This is a genomic window from Kiloniella sp. (assembly GCF_048259265.1).
Classification (GTDB): domain Bacteria; phylum Pseudomonadota; class Alphaproteobacteria; order Kiloniellales; family Kiloniellaceae; genus Kiloniella.
This window is the reverse complement of the sequence record NZ_JBLXHT010000002.1, coordinates 425,455-446,430: the sequence shown is the minus strand read 5'-3', so window position 1 is coordinate 446,430 and position 20,976 is coordinate 425,455. Positions and strand designations below refer to the sequence as shown.

The 20,976-nt window shown below is 44.7% G+C and carries 20 protein-coding genes; 7 read left to right on the top strand and 13 right to left on the bottom strand.

Annotated features, from left to right (window positions below; translation table 11 throughout):
• Positions 1-5 precede the first annotated feature (5 nt).
• Entirely contained in the window at positions 6-806 is an 801-nt protein-coding gene (gene ccsA, locus ACN0QW_RS05300; protein WP_417429403.1) for a cytochrome c biogenesis protein CcsA, read from the bottom strand.
• A 107-nt stretch (positions 807-913) separates the two neighbouring features.
• Here ccsA and ACN0QW_RS05295 point away from each other — a divergent pair, with 107 nt between their 5' ends.
• The 4 genes from ACN0QW_RS05295 to ACN0QW_RS05280 are packed head-to-tail and all read left to right on the top strand — an operon-like array spanning position 914 to position 3,898.
• Complete coding sequence (locus ACN0QW_RS05295; RefSeq protein WP_417429401.1) at positions 914-2,095, top strand: bifunctional 2-C-methyl-D-erythritol 4-phosphate cytidylyltransferase/2-C-methyl-D-erythritol 2,4-cyclodiphosphate synthase; 1,182 nt, start codon at positions 914-916, stop codon at positions 2,093-2,095.
• A gap of 37 nt (positions 2,096-2,132) precedes the next feature.
• A complete protein-coding gene (locus tag ACN0QW_RS05290; protein ID WP_417429399.1) occupies positions 2,133-2,636 on the top strand; it encodes a phosphatidylglycerophosphatase A in 504 nt (167 codons plus the stop codon).
• Positions 2,637-2,645: 9 nt separating this feature from the next.
• Complete coding sequence (locus tag ACN0QW_RS05285; protein WP_417429397.1) at positions 2,646-3,137, top strand: CinA family protein; 492 nt, start codon at positions 2,646-2,648, stop codon at positions 3,135-3,137.
• The gene (locus tag ACN0QW_RS05280) at positions 3,134-3,898 is read left to right on the top strand and encodes a CPBP family intramembrane glutamic endopeptidase (RefSeq protein WP_417429395.1); all 765 of its coding nucleotides are present in this window, start codon (positions 3,134-3,136) and stop codon (positions 3,896-3,898) included. Before ACN0QW_RS05285 ends, ACN0QW_RS05280 begins: the two co-directional genes overlap by 4 nt.
• Positions 3,899-3,966: 68 nt before the next feature.
• Here the strand turns inward: ACN0QW_RS05280 and ACN0QW_RS05275 are convergent, their stop codons facing one another.
• The 7 genes from ACN0QW_RS05275 to ACN0QW_RS05245 all read right to left on the bottom strand — a co-directional run bounded on the left by ACN0QW_RS05275 (position 3,967) and on the right by ACN0QW_RS05245 (position 11,321).
• Positions 3,967-4,428 (bottom strand): type II toxin-antitoxin system RatA family toxin, encoded by a 462-nt coding sequence (locus ACN0QW_RS05275; RefSeq protein WP_417429393.1) that lies wholly within the window; start codon positions 4,426-4,428, stop codon positions 3,967-3,969.
• 15 nt (positions 4,429-4,443) lie between these two features.
• On the bottom strand, positions 4,444-5,463 hold the full coding sequence (gene lipA / locus ACN0QW_RS05270; RefSeq protein WP_417429391.1) for a lipoyl synthase: 1,020 nt from the start codon (positions 5,461-5,463) through the stop codon (positions 4,444-4,446).
• 161 nt (positions 5,464-5,624) lie between these two features.
• Complete coding sequence (lpdA, locus tag ACN0QW_RS05265) at positions 5,625-7,022, bottom strand: dihydrolipoyl dehydrogenase (RefSeq protein ID WP_417429389.1); 1,398 nt, start codon at positions 7,020-7,022, stop codon at positions 5,625-5,627.
• Positions 7,023-7,034: 12 nt separating this feature from the next.
• Positions 7,035-8,360 carry a pyruvate dehydrogenase complex dihydrolipoamide acetyltransferase gene (locus ACN0QW_RS05260; RefSeq protein WP_417429387.1) on the bottom strand — a complete coding sequence of 442 codons (1,326 nt, stop codon included), beginning with the start codon at positions 8,358-8,360 and terminating at the stop codon, positions 7,035-7,037.
• Positions 8,361-8,381: 21 nt separating this feature from the next.
• Positions 8,382-9,755, bottom strand: a complete 1,374-nt coding sequence (locus tag ACN0QW_RS05255) for a pyruvate dehydrogenase complex E1 component subunit beta (RefSeq protein ID WP_417429385.1) — start codon at positions 9,753-9,755, stop codon at positions 8,382-8,384.
• 27 nt (positions 9,756-9,782) lie between these two features.
• On the bottom strand, positions 9,783-10,820 hold the full coding sequence (gene pdhA, locus ACN0QW_RS05250) for a pyruvate dehydrogenase (acetyl-transferring) E1 component subunit alpha (protein WP_047763434.1): 1,038 nt from the start codon (positions 10,818-10,820) through the stop codon (positions 9,783-9,785).
• A gap of 186 nt (positions 10,821-11,006) precedes the next feature.
• Complete coding sequence (locus ACN0QW_RS05245) at positions 11,007-11,321, bottom strand: FtsB family cell division protein (protein WP_417429383.1); 315 nt, start codon at positions 11,319-11,321, stop codon at positions 11,007-11,009.
• A gap of 168 nt (positions 11,322-11,489) precedes the next feature.
• On the opposite strand from ACN0QW_RS05245, the gene ACN0QW_RS05240 reads away from it, so the two are divergent.
• Positions 11,490-12,689 (top strand): GTP-binding protein, encoded by a 1,200-nt coding sequence (locus ACN0QW_RS05240; protein WP_417429381.1) that lies wholly within the window; start codon positions 11,490-11,492, stop codon positions 12,687-12,689.
• Between the two features lie 36 nt (positions 12,690-12,725).
• A complete protein-coding gene (locus tag ACN0QW_RS05235; protein ID WP_417429379.1) occupies positions 12,726-13,442 on the top strand; it encodes a DUF4198 domain-containing protein in 717 nt (238 codons plus the stop codon).
• Positions 13,443-13,581: 139 nt separating this feature from the next.
• Here the strand turns inward: ACN0QW_RS05235 and eno are convergent, their stop codons facing one another.
• The 5 genes from eno to tpiA all read right to left on the bottom strand — a co-directional run bounded on the left by eno (position 13,582) and on the right by tpiA (position 18,808).
• Entirely contained in the window at positions 13,582-14,859 is a 1,278-nt protein-coding gene (gene eno, locus ACN0QW_RS05230; RefSeq protein WP_299371966.1) for a phosphopyruvate hydratase, read from the bottom strand.
• A gap of 60 nt (positions 14,860-14,919) precedes the next feature.
• Positions 14,920-15,783, bottom strand: coding sequence for a 3-deoxy-8-phosphooctulonate synthase (gene kdsA / locus ACN0QW_RS05225; protein WP_299371969.1), 864 nt, complete (start codon positions 15,781-15,783; stop codon positions 14,920-14,922).
• A 74-nt stretch (positions 15,784-15,857) separates the two neighbouring features.
• Positions 15,858-17,486, bottom strand: a complete 1,629-nt coding sequence (locus ACN0QW_RS05220; protein WP_417429377.1) for a CTP synthase — start codon at positions 17,484-17,486, stop codon at positions 15,858-15,860.
• A 90-nt stretch (positions 17,487-17,576) separates the two neighbouring features.
• On the bottom strand, positions 17,577-17,912 hold the full coding sequence (gene secG, locus ACN0QW_RS05215; RefSeq protein ID WP_299371975.1) for a preprotein translocase subunit SecG: 336 nt from the start codon (positions 17,910-17,912) through the stop codon (positions 17,577-17,579).
• 149 nt (positions 17,913-18,061) lie between these two features.
• Entirely contained in the window at positions 18,062-18,808 is a 747-nt protein-coding gene (gene tpiA, locus ACN0QW_RS05210; RefSeq protein ID WP_417429374.1) for a triose-phosphate isomerase, read from the bottom strand.
• A 268-nt stretch (positions 18,809-19,076) separates the two neighbouring features.
• Here tpiA and ACN0QW_RS05205 point away from each other — a divergent pair, with 268 nt between their 5' ends.
• Entirely contained in the window at positions 19,077-20,969 is a 1,893-nt protein-coding gene (locus ACN0QW_RS05205; RefSeq protein ID WP_417429372.1) for a SurA N-terminal domain-containing protein, read from the top strand.
• Positions 20,970-20,976: the final 7 nt, after the last annotated feature.

Genomic DNA, 20,976 nt, shown 5'->3' with positions numbered 1-20,976 from the left:
ATTTATCAAGCCAGCAAAACGTCTGTTACTAACTTCACACCGGGATAAGCAAGGGTCAACAATAGATAAACCGCCAGAACAAAACGAACGGCACTCTGCCCGCGTATACCAATAAATTTGTGCAATATTAAAAGAATGGCAATAACCACAAAGGCGATCAGCGCAAGCAGTGATTTATGATCAAAACCCAAGAAATGACCCGATGCTGAATACTGACGGGCAAATCCTGTCAATATCCCCAAACCGAGAACCACCTCGGCCATCGTCAATAAACTTACCTGGAATCGATCAGCATCATACACCGAAGGTAACTTGATTAAAAACGGGCTTTCGACCTTCTTTAATTTCAAAGCACGCTCTCGTAACTGTACTGATACAGCAGAAATAGCAGCCAATGTACAAAGAGCGTATGTCAAGATAGATGCCAAAATGTGCAGCACCAGCCAGTTGTCCATACTTTCGATAGGATTTGCAGTTGCTGATTGCCCCTCCCAAACAACTGCGAATACACCAAGCACAAACAGATAGGGCGCAAGTAAGAGAGCGAGTTTTTCAAACTCTTTAACAAGAAGAGAGAAACACAAAAACAACAATAGGCTAAATGATATCGTAATCCAAAGGGATATACTCACACCACCATCCCAATGCCCCATAAGATGGATCATGGTGGTGAAGCTAGATCCAACCAGAGCGATAAACAATGCGCCCCTCATCAGAAAGGTTGAACTGTCCGTCTTTGATATCCAGGGTATTAATATCGCTGGCAACATCAAAATAAGTGCAAGCATTCCCCAAAAAACGGTCATAATCGTACCTTCTTACTAGACATCTGATTAGCCTTTGTTACATATCATTTTGTTACTACTGTAAATTAGCCTAAATTGGCAAGAATCGAAATCAGGAGAATACGCCTATGTCCGAAACCTGGGCAATCATTGTCGCCGCAGGCAGGGGCCGCCGTGTAGGAACTGACCTTCCAAAGCAGTATCTCAAGTTAGGTGATACCAGTATTCTTGCCCTGACACTCGATAATTTTTTTAAACACCCAGACATTGATGGGGTTCTTGTTGTCATTCATCCTGATGACGAAGAGCTTTTTAAGCACGAGTGCCCTGAGTTTATTAACAAGGCCCGTATTGCCTTTGGGGGTGCTACACGTCAGGAATCAGTATTAAACGGCTTACAAGCCCTAGCAAAAACAAATCCCAACGTTGTCCTTGTCCATGATGCTGCTCGTCCCTTTACCAACCATGATGTTATCACTAACCTCGTTCACGCAGGCATCTCTGGAAAAGCAGCCATTGCCGCCTCTCCGGTTGTGGATAGCCTTAAGCAGGTTATTAATAATAAAATCACAAAAAATATTTCCAGAGACGAACTTTGGCATGCACAAACCCCCCAGGCATTTCCCTTTGACTTAATACGTGATGCGCATATAGCCACCAACAATCTGGAAAATTACACAGATGATGCCGCTGTTGCAGAAGCATTCGGCCATCAGATATCAATTGTAAAATCTGGCAAAGATAATTTTAAAATCACGACACCGGAAGATTTGATTCAGGCAACCATGGTCCACAACAACAAGCAAACTAAAGAGCTAAATATGGAAAGCAGAACTGGCTTTGGATACGACGTACACTGCTTTGAAGAAGGTGACCACGTCACACTTTGCGGTGTTGATATCCCGCATTCAAAAAAACTCAAAGGTCATTCCGATGCCGATGTTGGTTTGCATGCACTAACCGATGCTATACTTGGTGCGTTGTGTGAAGGCGACATTGGGACCCATTTTCCACCTAGCGATCCACAATGGAAAGGTGCATTGTCGGACCAGTTTCTTATTTTTGCGCGTGACCGGGTTCTAGCCCGAGACGGCAAAATCATACATGTCGATGTAACGATTGTTTGTGAAAGACCTAAAATAGGTCCGAACAGAGACCTTATGGTTGCAAAGATGGCCGAAATACTGGACATCGCCCCCAGCCGTGTCAGTATTAAAGCCACCACATCTGAAAAACTCGGTTTTACAGGCCGGGAAGAAGGTATTGCTGCTCAGGCAGTTGCAACAATTCAACTTCCTTCAACCGATTAAACCAAATCAAACAAATTAACATTGTAAAGACGCACATATGTCTCAAAAACAACTCTCATTTTTTCACCCTGCCGCCTTGATTTCAACTTGGTTCGGCGCTGGTCTTATAAAATTCGCCCCCGGCACGTGGGGTTCGCTAGCAGCACTTCCTTTTGCTTGGGTGATATCTGATTGTATAGGCCCTATCGGCTTGATCATTGCCTCCCTCATCGTTTATGGCGTTGGGATTTGGGCAAGCGGCCAATATTCAACAGCACTTGGCAAAGAAGACCCCGGCGCCGTTGTTATTGACGAAGTTGCAGGCCAATGGCTTGCGCTAGCTTTTGTACCTCTGAACCCTATTCTTTTTCTTATCAGCTTTTTGATCTTCCGCTTTTTCGACATCGTGAAAGTTTTTCCGGCCAACTGGTTAGATCAAAATGTCAAAGGCGGCCTAGGCATTATGTCTGACGATATGGTCGCTGGATTATACGCCCTGATAACATTTTACCTTCTTTATGAATTTATCCCCTATACTAGTGAGCTTCTAGAACGCTTTTAGGAAGCCATCATGTCCCTAACGTCGGAGATTAATACCCTTGCTACGGAAATACTTGAACTCTGTCGCGCTAAGGGCTTTCAAATTGCCACCGCAGAATCATGCACCGGAGGATTAATTGCAGGCGCCTTAACCGAGATTGCAGGATCTTCAGATGTCGTGGATAGAGGTTTTGTTACCTACTCAAATGAAGCAAAACATGAAATGCTTGGCGTCAGGACAGAACAAATATCTATGCACGGTGCTGTCAGTTCACCAGTAGCATCGTCAATGGCCGAAGGGGCAATGAAACACTCTAATGCTCAGCTAACAGTATCTGTAACAGGCGTTGCAGGTCCCGGCGGCGGAACGTTACAAAAACCTGTTGGTACTGTATTTATCGGAACTGCATTAGAAAATGATCGTACCCTCTATCAAAGTTATCGATTTGAAGGTGATCGGACATCTGTTCGACAACAAACTGTTCATGCGGCCCTCTCTTTCTTAAAAAACAGACTTTTATGAACACACATATTGACGAACAACCATCTCCAAGGGATCGCATTGCATCTCTTGCAGATATTCCATTTAGCCAACTTGTCTTGGCATTTATAATATTTTTAGTATCAATAAAAGGCATCTCCTTTTTCTTATCTGCCTTTCTCTCACCAGCTGAAAATGGCGCATCTGTTACCTTTCCACTTATACTATTGGTTCTAGTTCAGAATTTACTCATCCTGATTATTGTTCGACACTTCTTGTTAAAAAAATATTTTTTGAATTGGTGGAATCTGGGGTTAATTCCAACGTCTGCGAACTGGTGTTTCCACGCTGTAATTTTAACGCTCCCCCTCGTTATTATTGTTGGCATTGTAAATTTAACTGTTACACAACTGATTAGTGATGACTTTGTTAATCCACAACTTGAAATGTTGGCACCTCAAGGATTTAAGTGGAATTCCTATATATTTACCATGATAGCAACAGGCATTATCGCCCCCTTCACAGAAGAAGTTGTATTCAGGGGCGTTATTCTGGGATGGCTTGACCAAAAATTTGGCAAATATCTCGCAATTTTGATCAGCTCGTTGCTTTTTGCATCAACCCACGGCATTCCTCATTTAATTCCGGCCCTTACCGTTGCTGGAATTGCCTTTTCCCTCATCGTTTACAAAAGTGAATCTCTTTGGCCTGCTATTATTTTGCATTCAGGATTTAACATGTTTATGACAACGTCGCTTTTTTACGCTCTGTCTCAAGGCGTAAATCTTCCCGGGACGCATTAAGGGTTCTTTTCTGACCTTTTTGATCCCTGTTTCTCAAAGATAAAATTCAAAACGATACTTTGTCGCTTTTAAGCTGATGCGCAGCCTTCGCCATCATACGGCTCATACAAAGTCTCAGCTCTGCTTTCAAATGCATGAACCATACGTCTGACTGCTTCATGGAAAAATGGCTCCATGATCAGTTGCAGCATTTTTGATTTAAATTCAAAATCCACATGAAAATCGACAAGGCATCCTTCCGGGTGTTCTTCAAAGATCCATGTATTGGTCAGGTACTTAAAGGGACCATCAACATAAGCAACATCTATACGTAACTGTTCACAATGAAGATCAACGCGACTGGTAAACTTCTCTCTGACCATCTTAAAACCGATGATTAGATCAGCAAATATCCTTGTATCCTGCCGGCTCTTTATCCTAGCCCCCACGCACCAGGGCAAGAAATCTGGATAGCGCTCAACGTCGGCAACCATTTCGAAAACTTGCTCTGGTTTGAATTTCAGTACTTTTTTTTCAGCGTGAATAGGCATTTGTAGTGTCCAAAATCAAGAACGAGACAGCTTTTCTTCTCTGGCTTTTCTCAATTCCTGAAAATCTTCGTCAGCATGATAGGATGAACGCGTCAAAGGTGTCGATGCAACATGCAAGAACCCTTTGTTATAGGCCATCTTTTCATAAAGCTTGAATTCTTCCGGATCTACAAACCTATCAACAGGATGATGCTTTGGCGTTGGCTGAAGATACTGACCGATTGTTAGAAAATCCACATCAGCTGAACGCATATCATCCATAACCTGTAGCACTTCATCTTTACTTTCACCCAGTCCAACCATCAGTCCAGATTTTGTAAAGAGTGTTGGGTCAAGTTCTTTGGCGCGATCTAGAATTTTTAGACTGTGATAATAACGAGCACCAGGGCGCACTGTGGTATACAGACGCGGAACCGTTTCCAGATTGTGGTTAAACACATCTGGTTTTGCCTTTACCACCACTTCCAACGCACCATCTTTATGTCTAAAATCAGGTGTCAGAATTTCGATTGTTGTATCTGGTGCATCTTTACGTGTCGCAGCAATCACCTTTGAGAAATGCTCAGCACCACCGTCATCCAGATCGTCACGATCCACCGATGTAATCACCACATGACGCAACTGTAACTTAGCAACAGCCGCTGCAACGCTATAAGGTTCAAGCGGACTTAACGGATTAGGTTTACCCGTCGCGATATTACAGAATGAACAAGCACGGGTACAAATCCCGCCCATGATCATCATTGTGGCGTGTTTCTTTGACCAGCACTCACCAATATTGGGACATGCAGCTTCTTCACACACAGTATGAAGATTGTTATCACGCATTAGCTTGCGTGTTTCCTGATATCCTTTGGATACCGGTGCTTTTACTCTTATCCAAGAAGGCTTTCGCTGGATAGGAGAGTCGGGGCGTTTGGCCTTTTCAGGGTGCCGCATCTTCGCACGGTCATCCTTTGTGGAAATAATACGCTCTGCGCGTTCTTTTCCCTCTAGCTGGGATGTTGTTTGTTCTGAAACCATGGTTTCTGTCATCAACTAACTCCGACCATTTCGCGAACCAAATACTACAATAGAAGAGGTTTACGCGCCGTTACTAACAGGAAGGCAGAAAACGCCTTCCTGTCACATGCTGCAATACATATGGAATTACAGCAAAATCTCAAGCTTTAAGATTGCCTGCGGCAAAATCACACCTAGAAGTGAATTGCCCGATCATAGGCATCCAGCACAGATTCATGCATCATCTCTGACAAGGTTGGATGCGGGAAGACAGTGTGCATAAGCTCTTCTTCCGTTGTCTCAAGCCCCATTGCAACGACAAACCCCTGAATAAGCTCAGTGACTTCCGCGCCAATCATATGTGCCCCGAGTAGTTCACCTGTCTTGGCGTCAAAGATCGTTTTGACCAGACCTTCTGCCTCACCAAGTGCAATGGCCTTTCCGTTACCAGCAAAAGGGAAGCGACCGATTTTAACATCTCGACCTTCTGCTTTGGCCGTCTGTTCGTTCAGACCAACAGATGCAATCTGTGGATGGCAATAGGTACAACCAGGGATCTTTGACTTATCAATCGGATGTGCAGACAAACCCGCAATTTTTTCAATACAAACAACACCTTCGTGTTCAGCCTTGTGCGCCAACATTGGCGGACCAGCCACATCACCGATCGCAAAAACACCCGGTACATTGGTGCGCGAAAACCCATCCGTAACAATACAGCCACGATCAGTTTTGATACCAAGAGCTTCCAAACCAAGGTTTTCTATATTCCCAACAACACCAACAGCGGAAATCACACGATCAACGGTGATCTGCTCAGTCTTGCCATTTTTCTCAAGTGTCGCAGTGACCTGATTGGATTTTTTATCCAGCTTGCTGACTTTGGTTCCTGTACGGAACTTCAAACCATGTTTGCCCAACTGCTTTTGGGCTAGCTTTGAAATCTCATCATCTTCCACGGGCAAGATTTTATCAAAAATTTCAACCACGGTAACGTCGGCACCGAGAGTGCTGTAGAAATCGGCAAATTCAATGCCAATAGCGCCAGATCCGACAACCAACAATGATTTAGGCATCGTATCAGGACGCAAAGCTTCACGATACGTCCAAACAAGGTTACCATCAGGCTCTAATCCCGGAAGAGTTCGGGCACGAGCCCCCGTTGCAATGATAATATTTTTGGCTGTTAAAGCCGTTTTTTTCTTATCTTTGCCCTCGACGGTCATTTTGCCCGCAGCCGTTAAGGTACCTGCACCATCAAAAACTGTTACCTTGTTCTTCTTTAGAAGGTGACCAACACCGCCATTTAGCTGCTTTGACACCCCCTTGGAACGCTCAACGATTTTTTGCAAATCAAAACTGATATTTGATGCGGACAAACCATAGTCTTCAGCATGTTTCATGTTACGGTAAATTTCGGCAGATCGCAGCAATGCCTTTGTCGGGATACATCCCCAGTTAAGGCAAATCCCGCCAAGGAGATCTTTTTCCACCACTGCCGTTTTCAGGCCCAGCTGGGCCGAACGGATCGCCGCCACATAACCACCAGGGCCACCACCAAGAACGATAACATCAAAGTTAGTATCACTCATAATTTCATCCCCCTAAAGAAGCATGGAGAGAGGTTCTTGGATCAAGGCTTTGAAGGCAGCCATGTACTCTGCACCAACGGCTCCATCAACCACACGGTGGTCAACAGATAGGGTACAGGTCATCACTGTCGCAATTGCCAAGGCACCATCTTTAACGACAGGACGCTGCTCACCAGCACCAACAGCAAGAATACACCCCTGTGGTGGATTGATAATGGCAGAGAAGTCTTTAATACCAAACATACCAAGGTTAGAGATCGAGAATGTTCCCCCCTGATATTCTTCGGGTTTCAGCTTCCCATCACGTGCACGCCCGGCCAGATCTTTCATCTCGCTAGAGATAACACCAAGACCTTTATTCTGAGCGGCTTTAATGATTGGCGTGATCAGACCTGATGGTGTTGCAACAGCCACAGATATATCAGCGTTTTTGTAGCTAAGAATGCCTTCATCACTAAATGAGGCGTTTGCAGCAGGTACTTTTTTCAACGCCAGAGCCGCCGCACGAATAACAAAGTCATTCACGGAAATCTTCACATCACCACTTGCATTCAATTCTTTACGGAATGCGAGTAGCTTATCCATTTCACAATCAACAGATAGATAGAAATGCGGAACCGTTTGTTTGGACTCACTCAAACGGTTGGCAATCACACGACGCATAGAGCTCAATGGCTCCAAATCGTATTCCATACCAAGCATATCTGCGAGTTCACGCGCATTTGGTCCCGATGCATCCGACGCTGCTTTGGCCGGTGCCGCAGCAGATGTTTCAGTCGAAGCACCCGCTTTGCCAATCCCCTGCTCCACAGCGGACAGGATATCAGCCTTCACAATACGCCCATGAGGTCCTGACCCTTTAAGGGCAGAAAGCTCAAGGTTTTCTTGCGAAGCCATCCGTCTGGCAAGAGGACTTGCAAAAATACGGTCACCACTTGCAGAAACGGGTGCTGGTGCAGCTGGCGTTGACGGGGGTGTTGATGCTGGCGTTTTCTCTGCTATTGGCGCAGCGGGAGCTTCTTCTTGCTTCGGCTCAGCCTTAGCGACAGATGCTTCAGCTTCAGATGAAAAATTCTCTAATGCACTGGCATCTTCGTCTTCTTCCAGCAAAACAGCAATCGTCTGATTAACCGCTACACCTTCTGTTCCCCCGGGAACAAGAATCTTGGCAATTTTACCTTCCTCAACCGCCTCTACTTCCATTGTCGCTTTATCAGTTTCAATTTCCGCAAGAACATCACCGGAATTGACAGTATCACCTTCATTCACCAGCCAACGGGATAATGTACCTTCTGTCATTGTAGGCGACAGGGCGGGCATAAGAATATTTATAGGCATCGTATTTCTCCCCTGCTCTACTTATGAGCGATAGCAGACTTCTTTGGCCGAAGTAACAATATGAGAACTCTGTGGTAGCGCAAGCTGCTCAAGGTTCGCGGCGTAAGGCAACGGAACATCAACACCCGCAACACGTTGAACAGGAGCATCAAGGTAATCAAACGCCTGTTCCATAACCATTGCTGAAATCTCGGATCCAACGCCAGAGAAAGCCCAGCCCTCTTCAACCGTCACAAGACGATTAGTCTTACGCACGGAATTAAGAATGGTCTCGGTATCCAGTGGGCGGATTGTTCTCAAATCGATAACTTCTGCAGAAATGCCTTCTTTTGCCAGCTCTTCTGCCGCTTCCAACGCTTTTCCAACCATAATAGAGAACGTCACGATAGTAACGTCAGTACCCGGGCGAACAATCTTGGCTTTACCAATTGGCACGGTCCAATCATCCGTATCCGGCACGTCAAAACTCTGTCCGTAGAGAAGTTCATTTTCGAGGAAGATCACCGGGTTCGGATCACGAATGGCAGACTTAAGCAGTCCCTTGGCATCTGCAGCAGAATAAGGGGACACAACTTTAAGCCCCGGACAATGCGCATACCAACTTGCATAACATTGAGAATGCTGAGCACCAACACGGGATGCCGCACCGTTTGGTCCACGGAAAACAATCGGACTGCTAACTTGACCACCAGACATGTAACGTGTTTTTGCTGCTGAGTTAATAATGTGGTCAATCGCCTGCATCGCAAAGTTGAACGTCATAAATTCAACAATCGGGTTTAGACCATAAAACGCGGCACCAACACCCAACCCGGCAAAACCATGCTCTGTAATGGGTGTATCAATAACGCGCTTGGCACCAAACTCATCAAGCAGCCCCTGACTGATTTTGTAAGCCCCTTGGTATTGAGCGACTTCTTCACCCATGAGGAATACTTTTTCATTACGGCGCATTTCTTCTGCCATTGCATCACGCAACGCTTCGCGAACTGTCGTGCTGATAACAGGTCCGTCCCATTCACTCTCTGGCGCCACAGATTCTGCTTTTGGTGCAGCCACATTGGCAGCCTCGGATGATACAGCGGCTGGCTGGGATTCAGCTTGAGCTACAGGTGCCGCAGCTGAATAATTACTCAGGTCCGCATCACTTTCGTCTTCTTCAAGAAGAAGGGCGATTGGGGTATTTACAGCAACATTATCCGTATCACCATCAACAAGGATCTTACCAAGAACCCCGTCGTCAACAGCTTCTACTTCCATCGTCGCTTTATCTGTTTCAATTTCGGCCAGAATATCACCTGATGATACACTGTCGCCTTCGTTTTTCATCCAACGCGCAAGTTTCCCCTCTGTCATAGTGGGGGAAAGCGCAGGCATAAGAATTTCTATTGGCATATTTTCTTCTCCGGAATGACGGACAGCTTACGCGTCAGCGTACACATCGGTGTAAAGTTCAGAAGGATCTGGCTCGGGGCTAGACTGTGCAAATTCAGCAGATTTGGAAACAATCGCTTTAACATCCTTATCGATTTGCTTCATACCTGCTTCGTCTATCACATTCTTTTTATCCATGACCGCGCGGAGACGTTCAATTGGATCGCGTTCTTCACGCACTTTTTGAACTTCTTCTTTTGAACGGTATTTAGCTGGATCAGACATGGAATGCCCACGATAACGATAGGTCATCATCTCCATGATGTACGGGCCCTTGCCACTTCTGGCATGTTCCACAGCAATCTTAGCCGCTTCACGCACAGCAACAACGTCCATACCATCAACTTGCATACCGGGAATTCCATAGGCACTGCCACGATGATAAAGTTCAGTGCTATTCGCAGAAGAACGTTCAGTTGACGTCCCCATGCCATAACGGTTGTTTTCAATGACATAAACAACAGGCAGATCCCATAAGGAAGCCATGTTGAATGATTCATAAACCTGCCCCTGATTCAATGCGCCATCACCCAAATAGGCAACATTGACTGCATTTTCGTCCAGATACTTATGAGCAAAGGCAATGCCTGTTCCAATAGGAACCTGAGCACCAACAATACCATGCCCACCATAGAAGCCTTTTTCTTCGCTAAACATGTGCATAGAACCGCCCTTACCTTTGGAGTATCCACCGATACGCCCGGTAAGTTCAGCCATCACACCATCAGGATCCATACCACAAGCAAGCATGTGTCCGTGGTCACGATAAGATGTCAGAATCGTATCACGATCTTCTAACACAGACTGGATGCCAACAACGACAGCTTCCTGCCCGATGTAAAGGTGACAAAATCCACCGATCAAGCCCATGCCATACAATTGTCCCGCTTTTTCTTCAAAGCGGCGGATCAAAAGCATTTCACGATAAAAATCAAGGATCATTTCATTGTTAACGTCGGATGGAAGCGCAGAAGAGGCTGTCCGTTTCTTAGGGGCCCGTTTGGTGGGCGTTTTTTTAGTCGCCATGCGAGGTTTCCCGTTCAAGTTAGTGTTACGCACTAAGGGGTTTATGTCTCGCACCTAAAATAAGGGAAAAGTAATTTTATTACAATAGATTTTATACCCTTGATTTATAAAGATTTTTTCTACATTAACTGAAAATAAGTTAACTCAAGAAAAAATGCTGCATTGCACAATATTTAGTTAATTATTTTAGCGCTGTTTTATAACCAGATATTCGTTTTCGCGACCGTAATTAAGAACATCCCGCGCCCGTTCTTCCAAAAGGTCAGGATCCAGGTTATCAGGACGCAAAAGGGCAACCCTTGATTCCAGTTCTTGGCGATCACTTTGAACACCAACCATTTCAATTTGTTTGGTTTGCAGATTTTGGGTGAGATGGATCCACGCCCAAACCCCGCGATCACCTTCAATTGTGTGATACGCGAAATAAGCAACCAGTGACGCGCCCAAGACCTGCGGGATCACGACACGGGATCGTTTATGAATCTCTCTAAATAAAGACATTTACTCTAAATCAATTTTATTTGCATGCAGCCTAACTAATCTAACAGATAAAATAGTTATTGGGAATAAACAAAGCATTAATGCTCAATACAGAACACAAAAACACAATTGACATACCTTATGTTATAACATAACAATCGTTCAAACGTCTGATTTGAGGTGATAATTATGAACAAACTAAGTGTAACAGTCCTTTCTGGTTTTCTTGGGGCAGGCAAAACAACCCTTTTAAACCAAATTCTCAACAATACGGAACTCGAAAGAGTTGCTGTTATCGTAAACGACATGAGCGAAGTGAATATCGACGCTGATGTTCTTCAATACAAAAATTCATCTCTTTCTCAAACGGATGAAAACCTTGTTGAAATGACGAACGGTTGCATTTGTTGCACATTAAGAGAAGATTTACTTCAAGAAGTCAGTAACTTGGCAGGTTCTAATAAATTCGACCACTTAATTATCGAATCATCTGGAATTTCAGAACCCCTTCCTGTTGCAAGTACTTTTGAATTCAGAGACGAAAATGGCTTTAGCCTCTCAGATGTGACCACCCTAGACAACATGGTCACGGTTATTGATGCAGGAAATTTATTAAATGACTTCTCCTCTTCTGACCTGCTATGTGACACCGAAGAATCACTCGGTCCAGAAGACAAACGCTCCCTCGTTAACTTGCATGTCGATCAGATTGAATTCTCAAGTACTATTATTCTGAACAAAACTGACCTGGCATCGGAAGAAACATTAAAAGAAGTCAGAAAAGTAATTAAGGCTCTAAACCCTGATGCAACTGTTTTTGAAACAGAACAAGCAAAAGTACCCCTAACAGAACTTCTTGATACCCATCGTTTTAGCTTTGAAAAAGCCCATGAACATCCTCTTTGGGCAAAAGAACTTTATGGATATGAAAATCATGTTCCTGAAACAGAAGAATATGACATCCACAGCTTTGTTTATAGATCAAAAAAACCGTTCGTTCCCGAAAAAATTGCACACTTCTTTAATCAAAAACAAAACGGTGTCCTCAGATCAAAGGGTCATTTCTGGCTATCAAATCGACCAGATCAAGTTGGCGAAATGTCCCAAGCAGGAAAATACACTACGACGGAATTGATTGGTAAATGGTGGTCTTCTGTCCCCAAAAACAGGTGGCCAGACGATCAAGAATTCATCACACAAATTAAAAAAAATTGGGATCCCGCATTTGGCGACCGTCGGAACGAAATCGTTTTCATTGGTTCTCAAATGAATACGGAAGAAATAATTAACCGACTTAATGACTGCTTAGTCAAAGAAGACGAATTTCTTCCTGAAACTTGGCAATCGCAACATAAAGATTGCTTCAATCACTGGGCTCAGCAGGCCTGACGACAATAACATTCAAAAAACAAAGATATTTTTACAATGAGAAAACTTCTCCCTGCCCTATTACTTACCCTCCTCCCCACAGCCAGCTTTGCGCACGGCATATGGATTACTGATCGTTTTGGCGAGCCATCTATCGTCTATGGTCATGGTGCGTCAGATGACTCCTATCAGGATAAAAAGCTGAAATCAGTCCAAATACACATGCCAGATGGCACAGTGAACATGGGGAAAACGCGTAAGACTGAAAGTTATATCAACATTAAAATTCCAAAGAAAACACAAGCTGTAACAGCCGTTTTCGATAATGGATATTGGACAAAAGACACAAAAGGGAAATGGCATAATCTAAAAAAATCACAGGTAGAAAATCCAGTATCTGCAGGACATTATTTTAAATACACCACACACATTCCTCTTGGTGCAGGTGCCTTAGAAAAACCTCTGGGCCTACCATTAGAAATTTTCCCCCTGCAAAACCCGCATGATCTAGAGCAAGGAGACAAGTTGTCTCTTCGGGTTCTTTTGAATAAAAAACCTGTGGAAGGATTGAAGGTAATCGCTGATTACATCAATGACGAAGCAGCTAAGAAATTGATCACTGACGAAAACGGTGAAGTAACAATTACAATAAGGAATCAGGAATTAAACGTGATTGCAGTCTCGACAACCAAAGAACTCGAAGACAAAACTGATGCAGATAAAGAGGGTTATTTCTCTACCCTTTCATTTGCCTTGGAGCATAAACACCATTAAATCCGTTGCTCTGATAGTATTCATCGGATCAAATATTATACCATAATAAAACAGGGGCCTCGGTTCATTCCGAGGCCCCTGTCGATCTTTTATATGAAACGGTTCCGAATAAATCCAGTACCGCTTTTAATATACCTAACTACTTACGCAGAACGCTACGTCCAGCGTAATGGGCCATTGACCCTAACTCTTCTTCGATACGGATAAGCTGGTTATATTTCGCGATCCGGTCAGAACGGGAAAGAGATCCCGTTTTAATCTGCCCACAGTTCGTGGCCACAGCCAAATCAGCGATTGTGCTATCTTCTGTCTCGCCGGAACGATGCGACATAACGGCTGTATAGCCAGCTTTATGTGCCATATCGACAGCTTCAAGAGTTTCAGAAAGCGTACCAATCTGATTGACCTTAATCAGGATAGAGTTCGCAGTATCCGTTTCCAGACCACGCAGGAGACGTTTTGGGTTGGTCACGAAGAGATCATCACCGACCAGCTGTACTTTATTACCAATTGCTTGTGTCAAAGACTTCCAGCCATCCCAGTCATCTTCGGCCATGCCGTCTTCGATAGAAAGGATTGGATAGCGGTTAACAAGATCTTCGAGGTAACGAACCATTTCGTCCGCGCCCAGAGATTTTCCTTCACCAGACAGTTCGTATTTGCCGTCTTTGAAGTACTCGGAAGAAGCACAATCAAGCGCCAACATCACGTCATCACCCAAGTTGTAACCTGCGTTACCAACAGCTTTTGTAATAAAGTTCAATGCTTCATCTGTAGAGGCAAGACTTGGCGCAAAACCACCCTCGTCCCCAACATTGGTGTTATGACCTGCATCGCTAAGTGATTTTTTCAGTGAGTGAAAAATCTCTGCGCCCATCCGGATAGCATCAGAACCAGAAGCTGCACCAACAGGCATCACCATAAATTCCTGAATATCAATAGGATTGTCAGCATGCGCACCGCCATTGATGATATTCATCATCGGTACAGGAAGCGTTCTGGCAAAAGCACCACCAACATAACGATACAAAGGCAGACCAGCATCTTCTGCAGATGCTTTCGCAACAGCCAAACTTGCGCCCAGAATAGCATTTGCACCTAAACGAGATTTGTTCTCAGTACCATCAAGATCAATCATAACCTGATCGATCAAAAGCTGGTCTTCAGCATCCAAACCAATAAGGGCTTCAAGAATTTCTTCGTTTACAGATTCAACAGCCTTAAGAACCCCTTTACCAAGATAGCGTCCTTTATCCTGATCGCGAAGCTCAACAGCCTCATAAATCCCTGTTGAAGCGCCAGAAGGCACTGCTGCACGCCCAAAGGCGCCACTTTCCAAAAGAACGTCAACTTCTACGGTAGGGTTGCCACGAGAATCGAGGATCTCACGACCTTGTATGTCGATGATCGCCGTCATTTTATTCTATCTCCGTTAAGAAAGTTGAGGCGCAGAGAGGGGCAGGCCTCGGTATCATAATTAAGCAATAGACACAGGATGTGCTTTTGCCAGTTTGTCGAGCTCAACCAGAAGCGAAAGAAGCTCTGGAAGCTCTTGTACCCGGATCATGTTTGGCCCATCACAAGGGGCATTATCAGGATCCTGATGAGTTTCCATAAAGAGGCCAGCAACGCCGACAGACACGGCAGCGCGAGCCAATACAGAAATGAATTCTCTCTGACCGCCAGAGGTCGCACCCTGGCCACCAGGCTGAGCCACAGAATGCGTTGCATCAAACACAACAGGACATCCTGTTCCCATCGCCATTATTGGTAGAGAACGCATATCAGATACAAGCGTATTATATCCAAACGATGCGCCGCGCTCACACACCATTACCTTGTCATTACCTGAATCGATAATTTTCTGTGAGACGTTTGCCATATCCCAAGGGGCTAGAAATTGCCCTTTTTTGACATTGATTGCCCGACCTGTTTTAGCAGCAGCAACCAATAGATCAGTCTGACGGCACAGAAAGGCTGGAATTTGCAAGACATCAACGACCTGCGCAACAGGTTCACACTGATGTGCCGCATGTACATCAGTAATAACCGGACATCCAAACTTAGATTTGATTTCTTCAAAAATAGATAAAGCTTCATCCATCCCAATGCCCCGAGAAGAACTAAGGCTAGTACGGTTGGCTTTATCAAAAGAAGATTTGTAAATAAGGGGAACAGAAAGCTTTTCACAGGCTTTGGTTAAAACCTCTGCCATTTCCAGTGCATGCGCCCTGCCTTCCATTTGGCAAGGACCTGCAATCAATACGAATGGTAAGTCATTACCAAAAGTAACATTACCAACTTTAACGTGTCGCGATTGAAGGTCTGCATGCACTGCCATAAAAATTACTTCCTATTCTTCCCTATAAATTACACCACCTAGTTCATTGAACCCAAGTTTTATCAACCCGAGACTTAAACGAGGCGAGACTGTTCTATCGCGGCTTTCACAAAAGAAGTGAAAAGCGGATGTGGCTCAAAAGGCCGAGATTTCAGCTCTGGATGGAACTGAACGCCAATAAACCAGGGATGATCTTCCAACTCAACAATTTCAGGAAGTTTACCATCTGGTGACAATCCAGAGAATTTAAGCCCAGAAGCTTCGAGTTTTTCACGATAGTTAATGTTCACCTCATAACGGTGACGGTGACGCTCTTCAACAAGTTCTGTGCCATAGGCTTCACGGACCCTTGATCCTTCGGCAAGTGCGCAAGGGTAACTACCCAGGCGCATTGTTCCACCGAGATCGCTACCATACGAACGTTGTTCCATCTCGTTGCCGCGCGCCCACTCTGTCATGATACCTACAAGAGGTTCTTCACAAGGTCCAAACTCGGAAGAGCTTGCGTCTGTTAGACCAGCAAGGTTACGTGCCGCATCAAGAACGGCCATCTGCATACCAAAACAAATACCAAAGTACGGTACATTGGTTTTGCGTGCAAAGCCAGCAGCCGCAATTTTACCTTCAGAGCCGCGCTCGCCAAAACCGCCAGGAACAAGAATGCCATGAACGTTTTCCAGGGCTTCGATGGCCCCTTCACTTTCAAAGATCTGTGAATCCAGCCAGTTGATTTTAACTTTGACGTTATTGGCGATACCACCGTGAACCAAAGCTTCAGCAAGTGATTTATACGCATCTAATAAAGATGTATATTTACCCACAACCCCAATCGTCACTTCACCATCAGGTTCACGAATAGTATTCGTCACCTGATCCCAACGCGATAGGTCGAGATCTTTCTTCGGCTCAATACCGAAATGACGGCAAACTTCTTCGTCCAGACCTTGCTCATGGTATGCCCGAGGCACAGCATAAATCGTATCAACATCAAGAGCCGGAATAACAGCTGTTTCGCGAACATTACAGAACTGAGCAATCTTACGAAGAGAACTTTCCGGGATTTCCTGTTCACAACGACACAAAAGCATGTCTGGCTGAATACCTACGGATTGCAATTCTTTTACAGAGTGCTGTGTAGGCTTTGTTTTCAGCTCACCCGCTGCTTTCAAATAAGGAATAAGAGTCAGATGAATAAACAGGCTGCGTTCACGCCCAAGCTCATTCCCAAGTTGACGAATTGCTTCCAAGAACGGAAGTCCCTCAATATCCCCAACGGTTCCCCCGATCTCACAAAGGATGAAATCTTCATCCCCCAGATCAGACATTACAAACTCTTTAATCGCATTTGTAATGTGCGGGATAACCTGAATAGTTGCGCCCAGATAATCGCCACGACGTTCTTTCGCCAAAACCTCGGAATAGATTTTCCCGGTTGTTACGTTGTCACTTTTACGGGCTGATACCCCCGTATAGCGCTCGTAGTGCCCAAGATCCAAATCTGTTTCTGCACCGTCGTCGGTCACAAAAACTTCACCATGTTGATAAGGGCTCATCGTGCCGGGATCAACATTGAGATAGGGGTCAAGTTTACGGAGGCGGACCTTGTAGCCACGCGCTTGAAGCAGCGCACCAACAGCCGCGGAGGTCAACCCCTTCCCTAAAGAAGAAGTCACACCACCGGTAATAAATATAAAGCGCGTCATGAAACTCGTTGTCACTTAATTCAGTTTCAACAAAACCGGGACCTTACTGGTCCCGGTCAATGATAGTACGTAACGGAAATAATCCGAAACTTATTCTGAAACCGGAGGAGCAACTGGTTGCTCTGTCTCGGTTTGAATTGCAGGAACAGTAATATCATCCGTAATAGAACTTGTTGTACGTCCTGTATCTGCAAGGATTGTCAGCAACAAGCTAGAAGCAATAAAAGCTGCCGCCAAGATTGCTGTTGTACGGGTTAGCAGGTTTGCAGTGCCTTGCCCGGTGAGAAAACCACCAAAGCCGCCTGAACCACCACCGGAACCGCTTCCTCCCATTCCAAGGGCACCGCCTTCGCTTTTCTGCACAAGGACGACGCCAATAAGGGACAAAGTAATCAACAAATGAATGACCAAAAGGACGTTGTTCATCGTTAGTAGTCTCTCAAACTTTCCGGGATATAACTATCCCTATTCAACACTAAACCACACACTCTAAATCTACCCAGAGTGTGTAGTTATCATGCACCTATTCAAAACTTAACAGGCTATTTAGCCTTTTCAGATCGATATGACCAGTGTCATCTAACACCAATCGCCCAAAAATCTTCTACTTTCAAACTCGCGCCACCAACCAAAGCACCGTCAACATTAGACACAGCAAGCAGTTCAGCCGCATTTTCTGGCTTTACGGATCCACCATAAAGTATCCGAATCTTTTTTGCCGCATCTTCACCAAAACGATCGTTTAGCAGACTGCGAATAAAATTATGTACGTCAGCAACATCTTCCGGCGTTGCCGTTTTGCCTGTTCCAATGGCCCATACAGGCTCGTATGCAAGCACAATGTTATCCGGATCACAATCATCAGGCAGTGATTCTGTTACCTGCAACTTGATCACATTTAAAGTACCACCTGATACACGTTCTTCTTCTGTTTCGCCAATGCAGATTATTGGGGTCAGACCTGCTTTGATGGCAGCAGCGCTCTTAGCGTTTACATCTACATTGGTCTCGCCGTGATCCGTGCGCCTTTCAGAGTGTCCTGTTATGACATATCCGCAGCCAATATCTTTGAGTAATTCGGCAGATGTATCACCCGTATGGGCCCCAGATACATTGGCATGACAATCCTGTCCACCTACAGCAAGATCTGTGTCTTTTGTCAACGAGAGAACAGTACCAAGCAAAGCCGCTGGTGGACACACAACAAAATCAGACGATACGGAACCTTCGTTTAGCTTCCCCAAAAGCCCTTCGACTAACTCGGTAGCAAAGGTTACAGATCCGTTCATCTTCCAGTTACCAGCAATAAGTTTGCCTGCCATATTCGATTCTCTCTGATTAGTAATGTGTAAATTATGGGCACATCTATACAGTGTCATTCACAACAATCCAAGACTACAGGCCAAGACTGCAGGATTTTTTAATGCGAACAGGTCGCTTGATCACGACAAAGAGGTCAAAAACTTCGCAACATTGTAATATGGTGCATATTCTTGAAAAACCCTGTTGCCCAGCCTTTGCTCCATCCCTAAGATGCCCGGCACGATTATGTATACGAAATTAACTTTATAAAAATTTCACGGGTAAGTTATGGCTCATAAAAAACCAGGCCTTTTTAAACGTATTGTTGTTTTGGCTTTATTCTGTTTGTTGATCCTTAGTTTTGCGGCTTGGGGTATCCAGGATATTTTCCTAAACCTCGGCAACAATCAAACAGTTGCAAAAGTTGGTGACATTGAAATCGCCCAAGAAGAGTTCGTAAGCGATTTTTCCCGTGAGACCAATGCTCTTTCGCAACAGTTGGGGCGCGCCCTTGATGCACAGGAAGCTCAGCAGCTCGGCCTCGACAATCGCGTGATTTCACGATTGGTTGCCAGAGCGCTTTCACAAGTGCAATCGGACGAGATGGGACTAACCGTTTCGCGTGAGCAACAGCAAAAAGAGATCCAGAAGATTGATGCCTTTAAAAATGAGGCCGGACTTTTTGATGCCGCACGCTTTCAATCCACGCTCTATCAGGCTGGTCTTTCAGAAACCGCTTTTCTTGCTGATCTCAGCAAAGATATACAAAGACAGCAAATCAACAATGCCATCACAGGGGCAATTCCTGTACCGCAGAAAATGGCCGAACGTCTTTACAGCTATCAAACTGAAAAACGTATCGTTGACTATATCGAAATTCTCTACAGCAGATTCTCTCAGCTAGCGGACCCGACAGATGCAGAACTTGCATCGTACTATGAAGAAGAAAAGCAAAACTACCTGGCACCTGAATATAAATCAGTCAGCTACATCTTTCTTGATCCATCAAAATCCGCCCAGAATGTTGTTCTAACAGATGATCAAATTCAAGAAGAATTCTTAGCACAAAAAGACAGCCTTTCTCTTCCCGATCGTCGTAAACTTGTTCAAATGCTGCTCAGTGACGAGACTAAAGCAAAAGAAGCTTATGAAAAAATCCTCAATGGTGCTGACTTTAATGAAATCGCCACAGAAGTAACAGGTTCTGCAGGTATTGATCTTGGGGTGATGGAACAAGCAGATCTATTACCAGAACTACAAGACTCTGTTTTTGGTATGGAAAACGCAGGTGTTGTTGCCCCGGTTAAATCCCCCTTGGGCTGGCATATTGTTTCGGTTCTTGAAGTTTCTCCAGCACGGGAAGCTCTGTTCGAAGAAGTAGAAGAGCAAATCAAAAAAGATGCCGCATTACGCATCGCAACTGATGAAATCATTTCTATCGCCAACCAGCTTGATGATGAAATTGCATCAGGTGCAACACTAGAAGAGTCTGCGAACAAGCTTGGACAAGAGATACTAAGTTACGACGCAATTGACGCAGAAGGACTTGATCGTAGCGGCTTGCCACAGCTTGGCTTAGCAGAAAATATCCGATTCCGTGACGTTATTGCGCAGACTGAATCTGGTTCAGATAGCTTGCTCACTGAACTCGAAAATGGTGGCTATTTCCTTCTAAAAGTAAATTCAATTACACCTCCAGCACCTCGCCCGTTAGCAGAGGTAAAATCTCAACTGGTGACTTCTTGGCTTGAAAACAAACGAAACGAAGAAGCTAAGGCTGTCGCAGAAAATCTTGCTGAAGAAGCTAAAAATGGCTCACCTTTGCAAGCAGTGACAGATGAAGCAGCTGAGTTAATCAAATTTGGTGTTGAGATGAACCGCTTTTCAGCAAGTATCGGCGAAGCACTAGCCCCTGCATTGGTAGGGGATATCTACAAGGCAGAAAAAGGTGATGTTATTACTGGCCAAGCCGACAACGGGTATCTGGTTGTAAGGCTAACAGAAATTGAACAACCAGATTTATCAGCTGTTGCCGAGGAAATTGAGAGCACAAAGGGGGCAATCGAAAACTCCTACAAAAACGATATTTACGCACAGTATATATCTGCTCTTGAAAAAGACTTTGTTGTTGAGATCAATCAAAACTCAATCAATCAAGTTATCAACCCTTATAGCAATTAAAACTAAC

What these genes read in the sequence shown, in the direction of transcription:
- ccsA (WP_417429403.1), bottom strand. Translation starts at nt 806, where the DNA reads ATGACCGTTTTTTGGGGAATGCTTGCACTTATTTTGATGTTGCCAGCG.
- ACN0QW_RS05295 (WP_417429401.1), top strand. Translation starts at nt 914, where the DNA reads ATGTCCGAAACCTGGGCAATCATTGTCGCCGCAGGCAGGGGCCGCCGT.
- ACN0QW_RS05290 (WP_417429399.1), top strand. Translation starts at nt 2,133, where the DNA reads ATGTCTCAAAAACAACTCTCATTTTTTCACCCTGCCGCCTTGATTTCA.
- ACN0QW_RS05285 (WP_417429397.1), top strand. Translation starts at nt 2,646, where the DNA reads ATGTCCCTAACGTCGGAGATTAATACCCTTGCTACGGAAATACTTGAA.
- ACN0QW_RS05280 (WP_417429395.1), top strand. Translation starts at nt 3,134, where the DNA reads ATGAACACACATATTGACGAACAACCATCTCCAAGGGATCGCATTGCA.
- ACN0QW_RS05275 (WP_417429393.1), bottom strand. Translation starts at nt 4,428, where the DNA reads ATGCCTATTCACGCTGAAAAAAAAGTACTGAAATTCAAACCAGAGCAA.
- lipA (WP_417429391.1), bottom strand. Translation starts at nt 5,463, where the DNA reads ATGACAGAAACCATGGTTTCAGAACAAACAACATCCCAGCTAGAGGGA.
- lpdA (WP_417429389.1), bottom strand. Translation starts at nt 7,022, where the DNA reads ATGAGTGATACTAACTTTGATGTTATCGTTCTTGGTGGTGGCCCTGGT.
- ACN0QW_RS05260 (WP_417429387.1), bottom strand. Translation starts at nt 8,360, where the DNA reads ATGCCTATAAATATTCTTATGCCCGCCCTGTCGCCTACAATGACAGAA.
- ACN0QW_RS05255 (WP_417429385.1), bottom strand. Translation starts at nt 9,755, where the DNA reads ATGCCAATAGAAATTCTTATGCCTGCGCTTTCCCCCACTATGACAGAG.
- pdhA (WP_047763434.1), bottom strand. Translation starts at nt 10,820, where the DNA reads ATGGCGACTAAAAAAACGCCCACCAAACGGGCCCCTAAGAAACGGACA.
- ACN0QW_RS05245 (WP_417429383.1), bottom strand. Translation starts at nt 11,321, where the DNA reads ATGTCTTTATTTAGAGAGATTCATAAACGATCCCGTGTCGTGATCCCG.
- ACN0QW_RS05240 (WP_417429381.1), top strand. Translation starts at nt 11,490, where the DNA reads ATGAACAAACTAAGTGTAACAGTCCTTTCTGGTTTTCTTGGGGCAGGC.
- ACN0QW_RS05235 (WP_417429379.1), top strand. Translation starts at nt 12,726, where the DNA reads ATGAGAAAACTTCTCCCTGCCCTATTACTTACCCTCCTCCCCACAGCC.
- eno (WP_299371966.1), bottom strand. Translation starts at nt 14,859, where the DNA reads ATGACGGCGATCATCGACATACAAGGTCGTGAGATCCTCGATTCTCGT.
- kdsA (WP_299371969.1), bottom strand. Translation starts at nt 15,783, where the DNA reads ATGGCAGTGCATGCAGACCTTCAATCGCGACACGTTAAAGTTGGTAAT.
- ACN0QW_RS05220 (WP_417429377.1), bottom strand. Translation starts at nt 17,486, where the DNA reads ATGACGCGCTTTATATTTATTACCGGTGGTGTGACTTCTTCTTTAGGG.
- secG (WP_299371975.1), bottom strand. Translation starts at nt 17,912, where the DNA reads ATGAACAACGTCCTTTTGGTCATTCATTTGTTGATTACTTTGTCCCTT.
- tpiA (WP_417429374.1), bottom strand. Translation starts at nt 18,808, where the DNA reads ATGGCAGGCAAACTTATTGCTGGTAACTGGAAGATGAACGGATCTGTA.
- ACN0QW_RS05205 (WP_417429372.1), top strand. Translation starts at nt 19,077, where the DNA reads ATGGCTCATAAAAAACCAGGCCTTTTTAAACGTATTGTTGTTTTGGCT.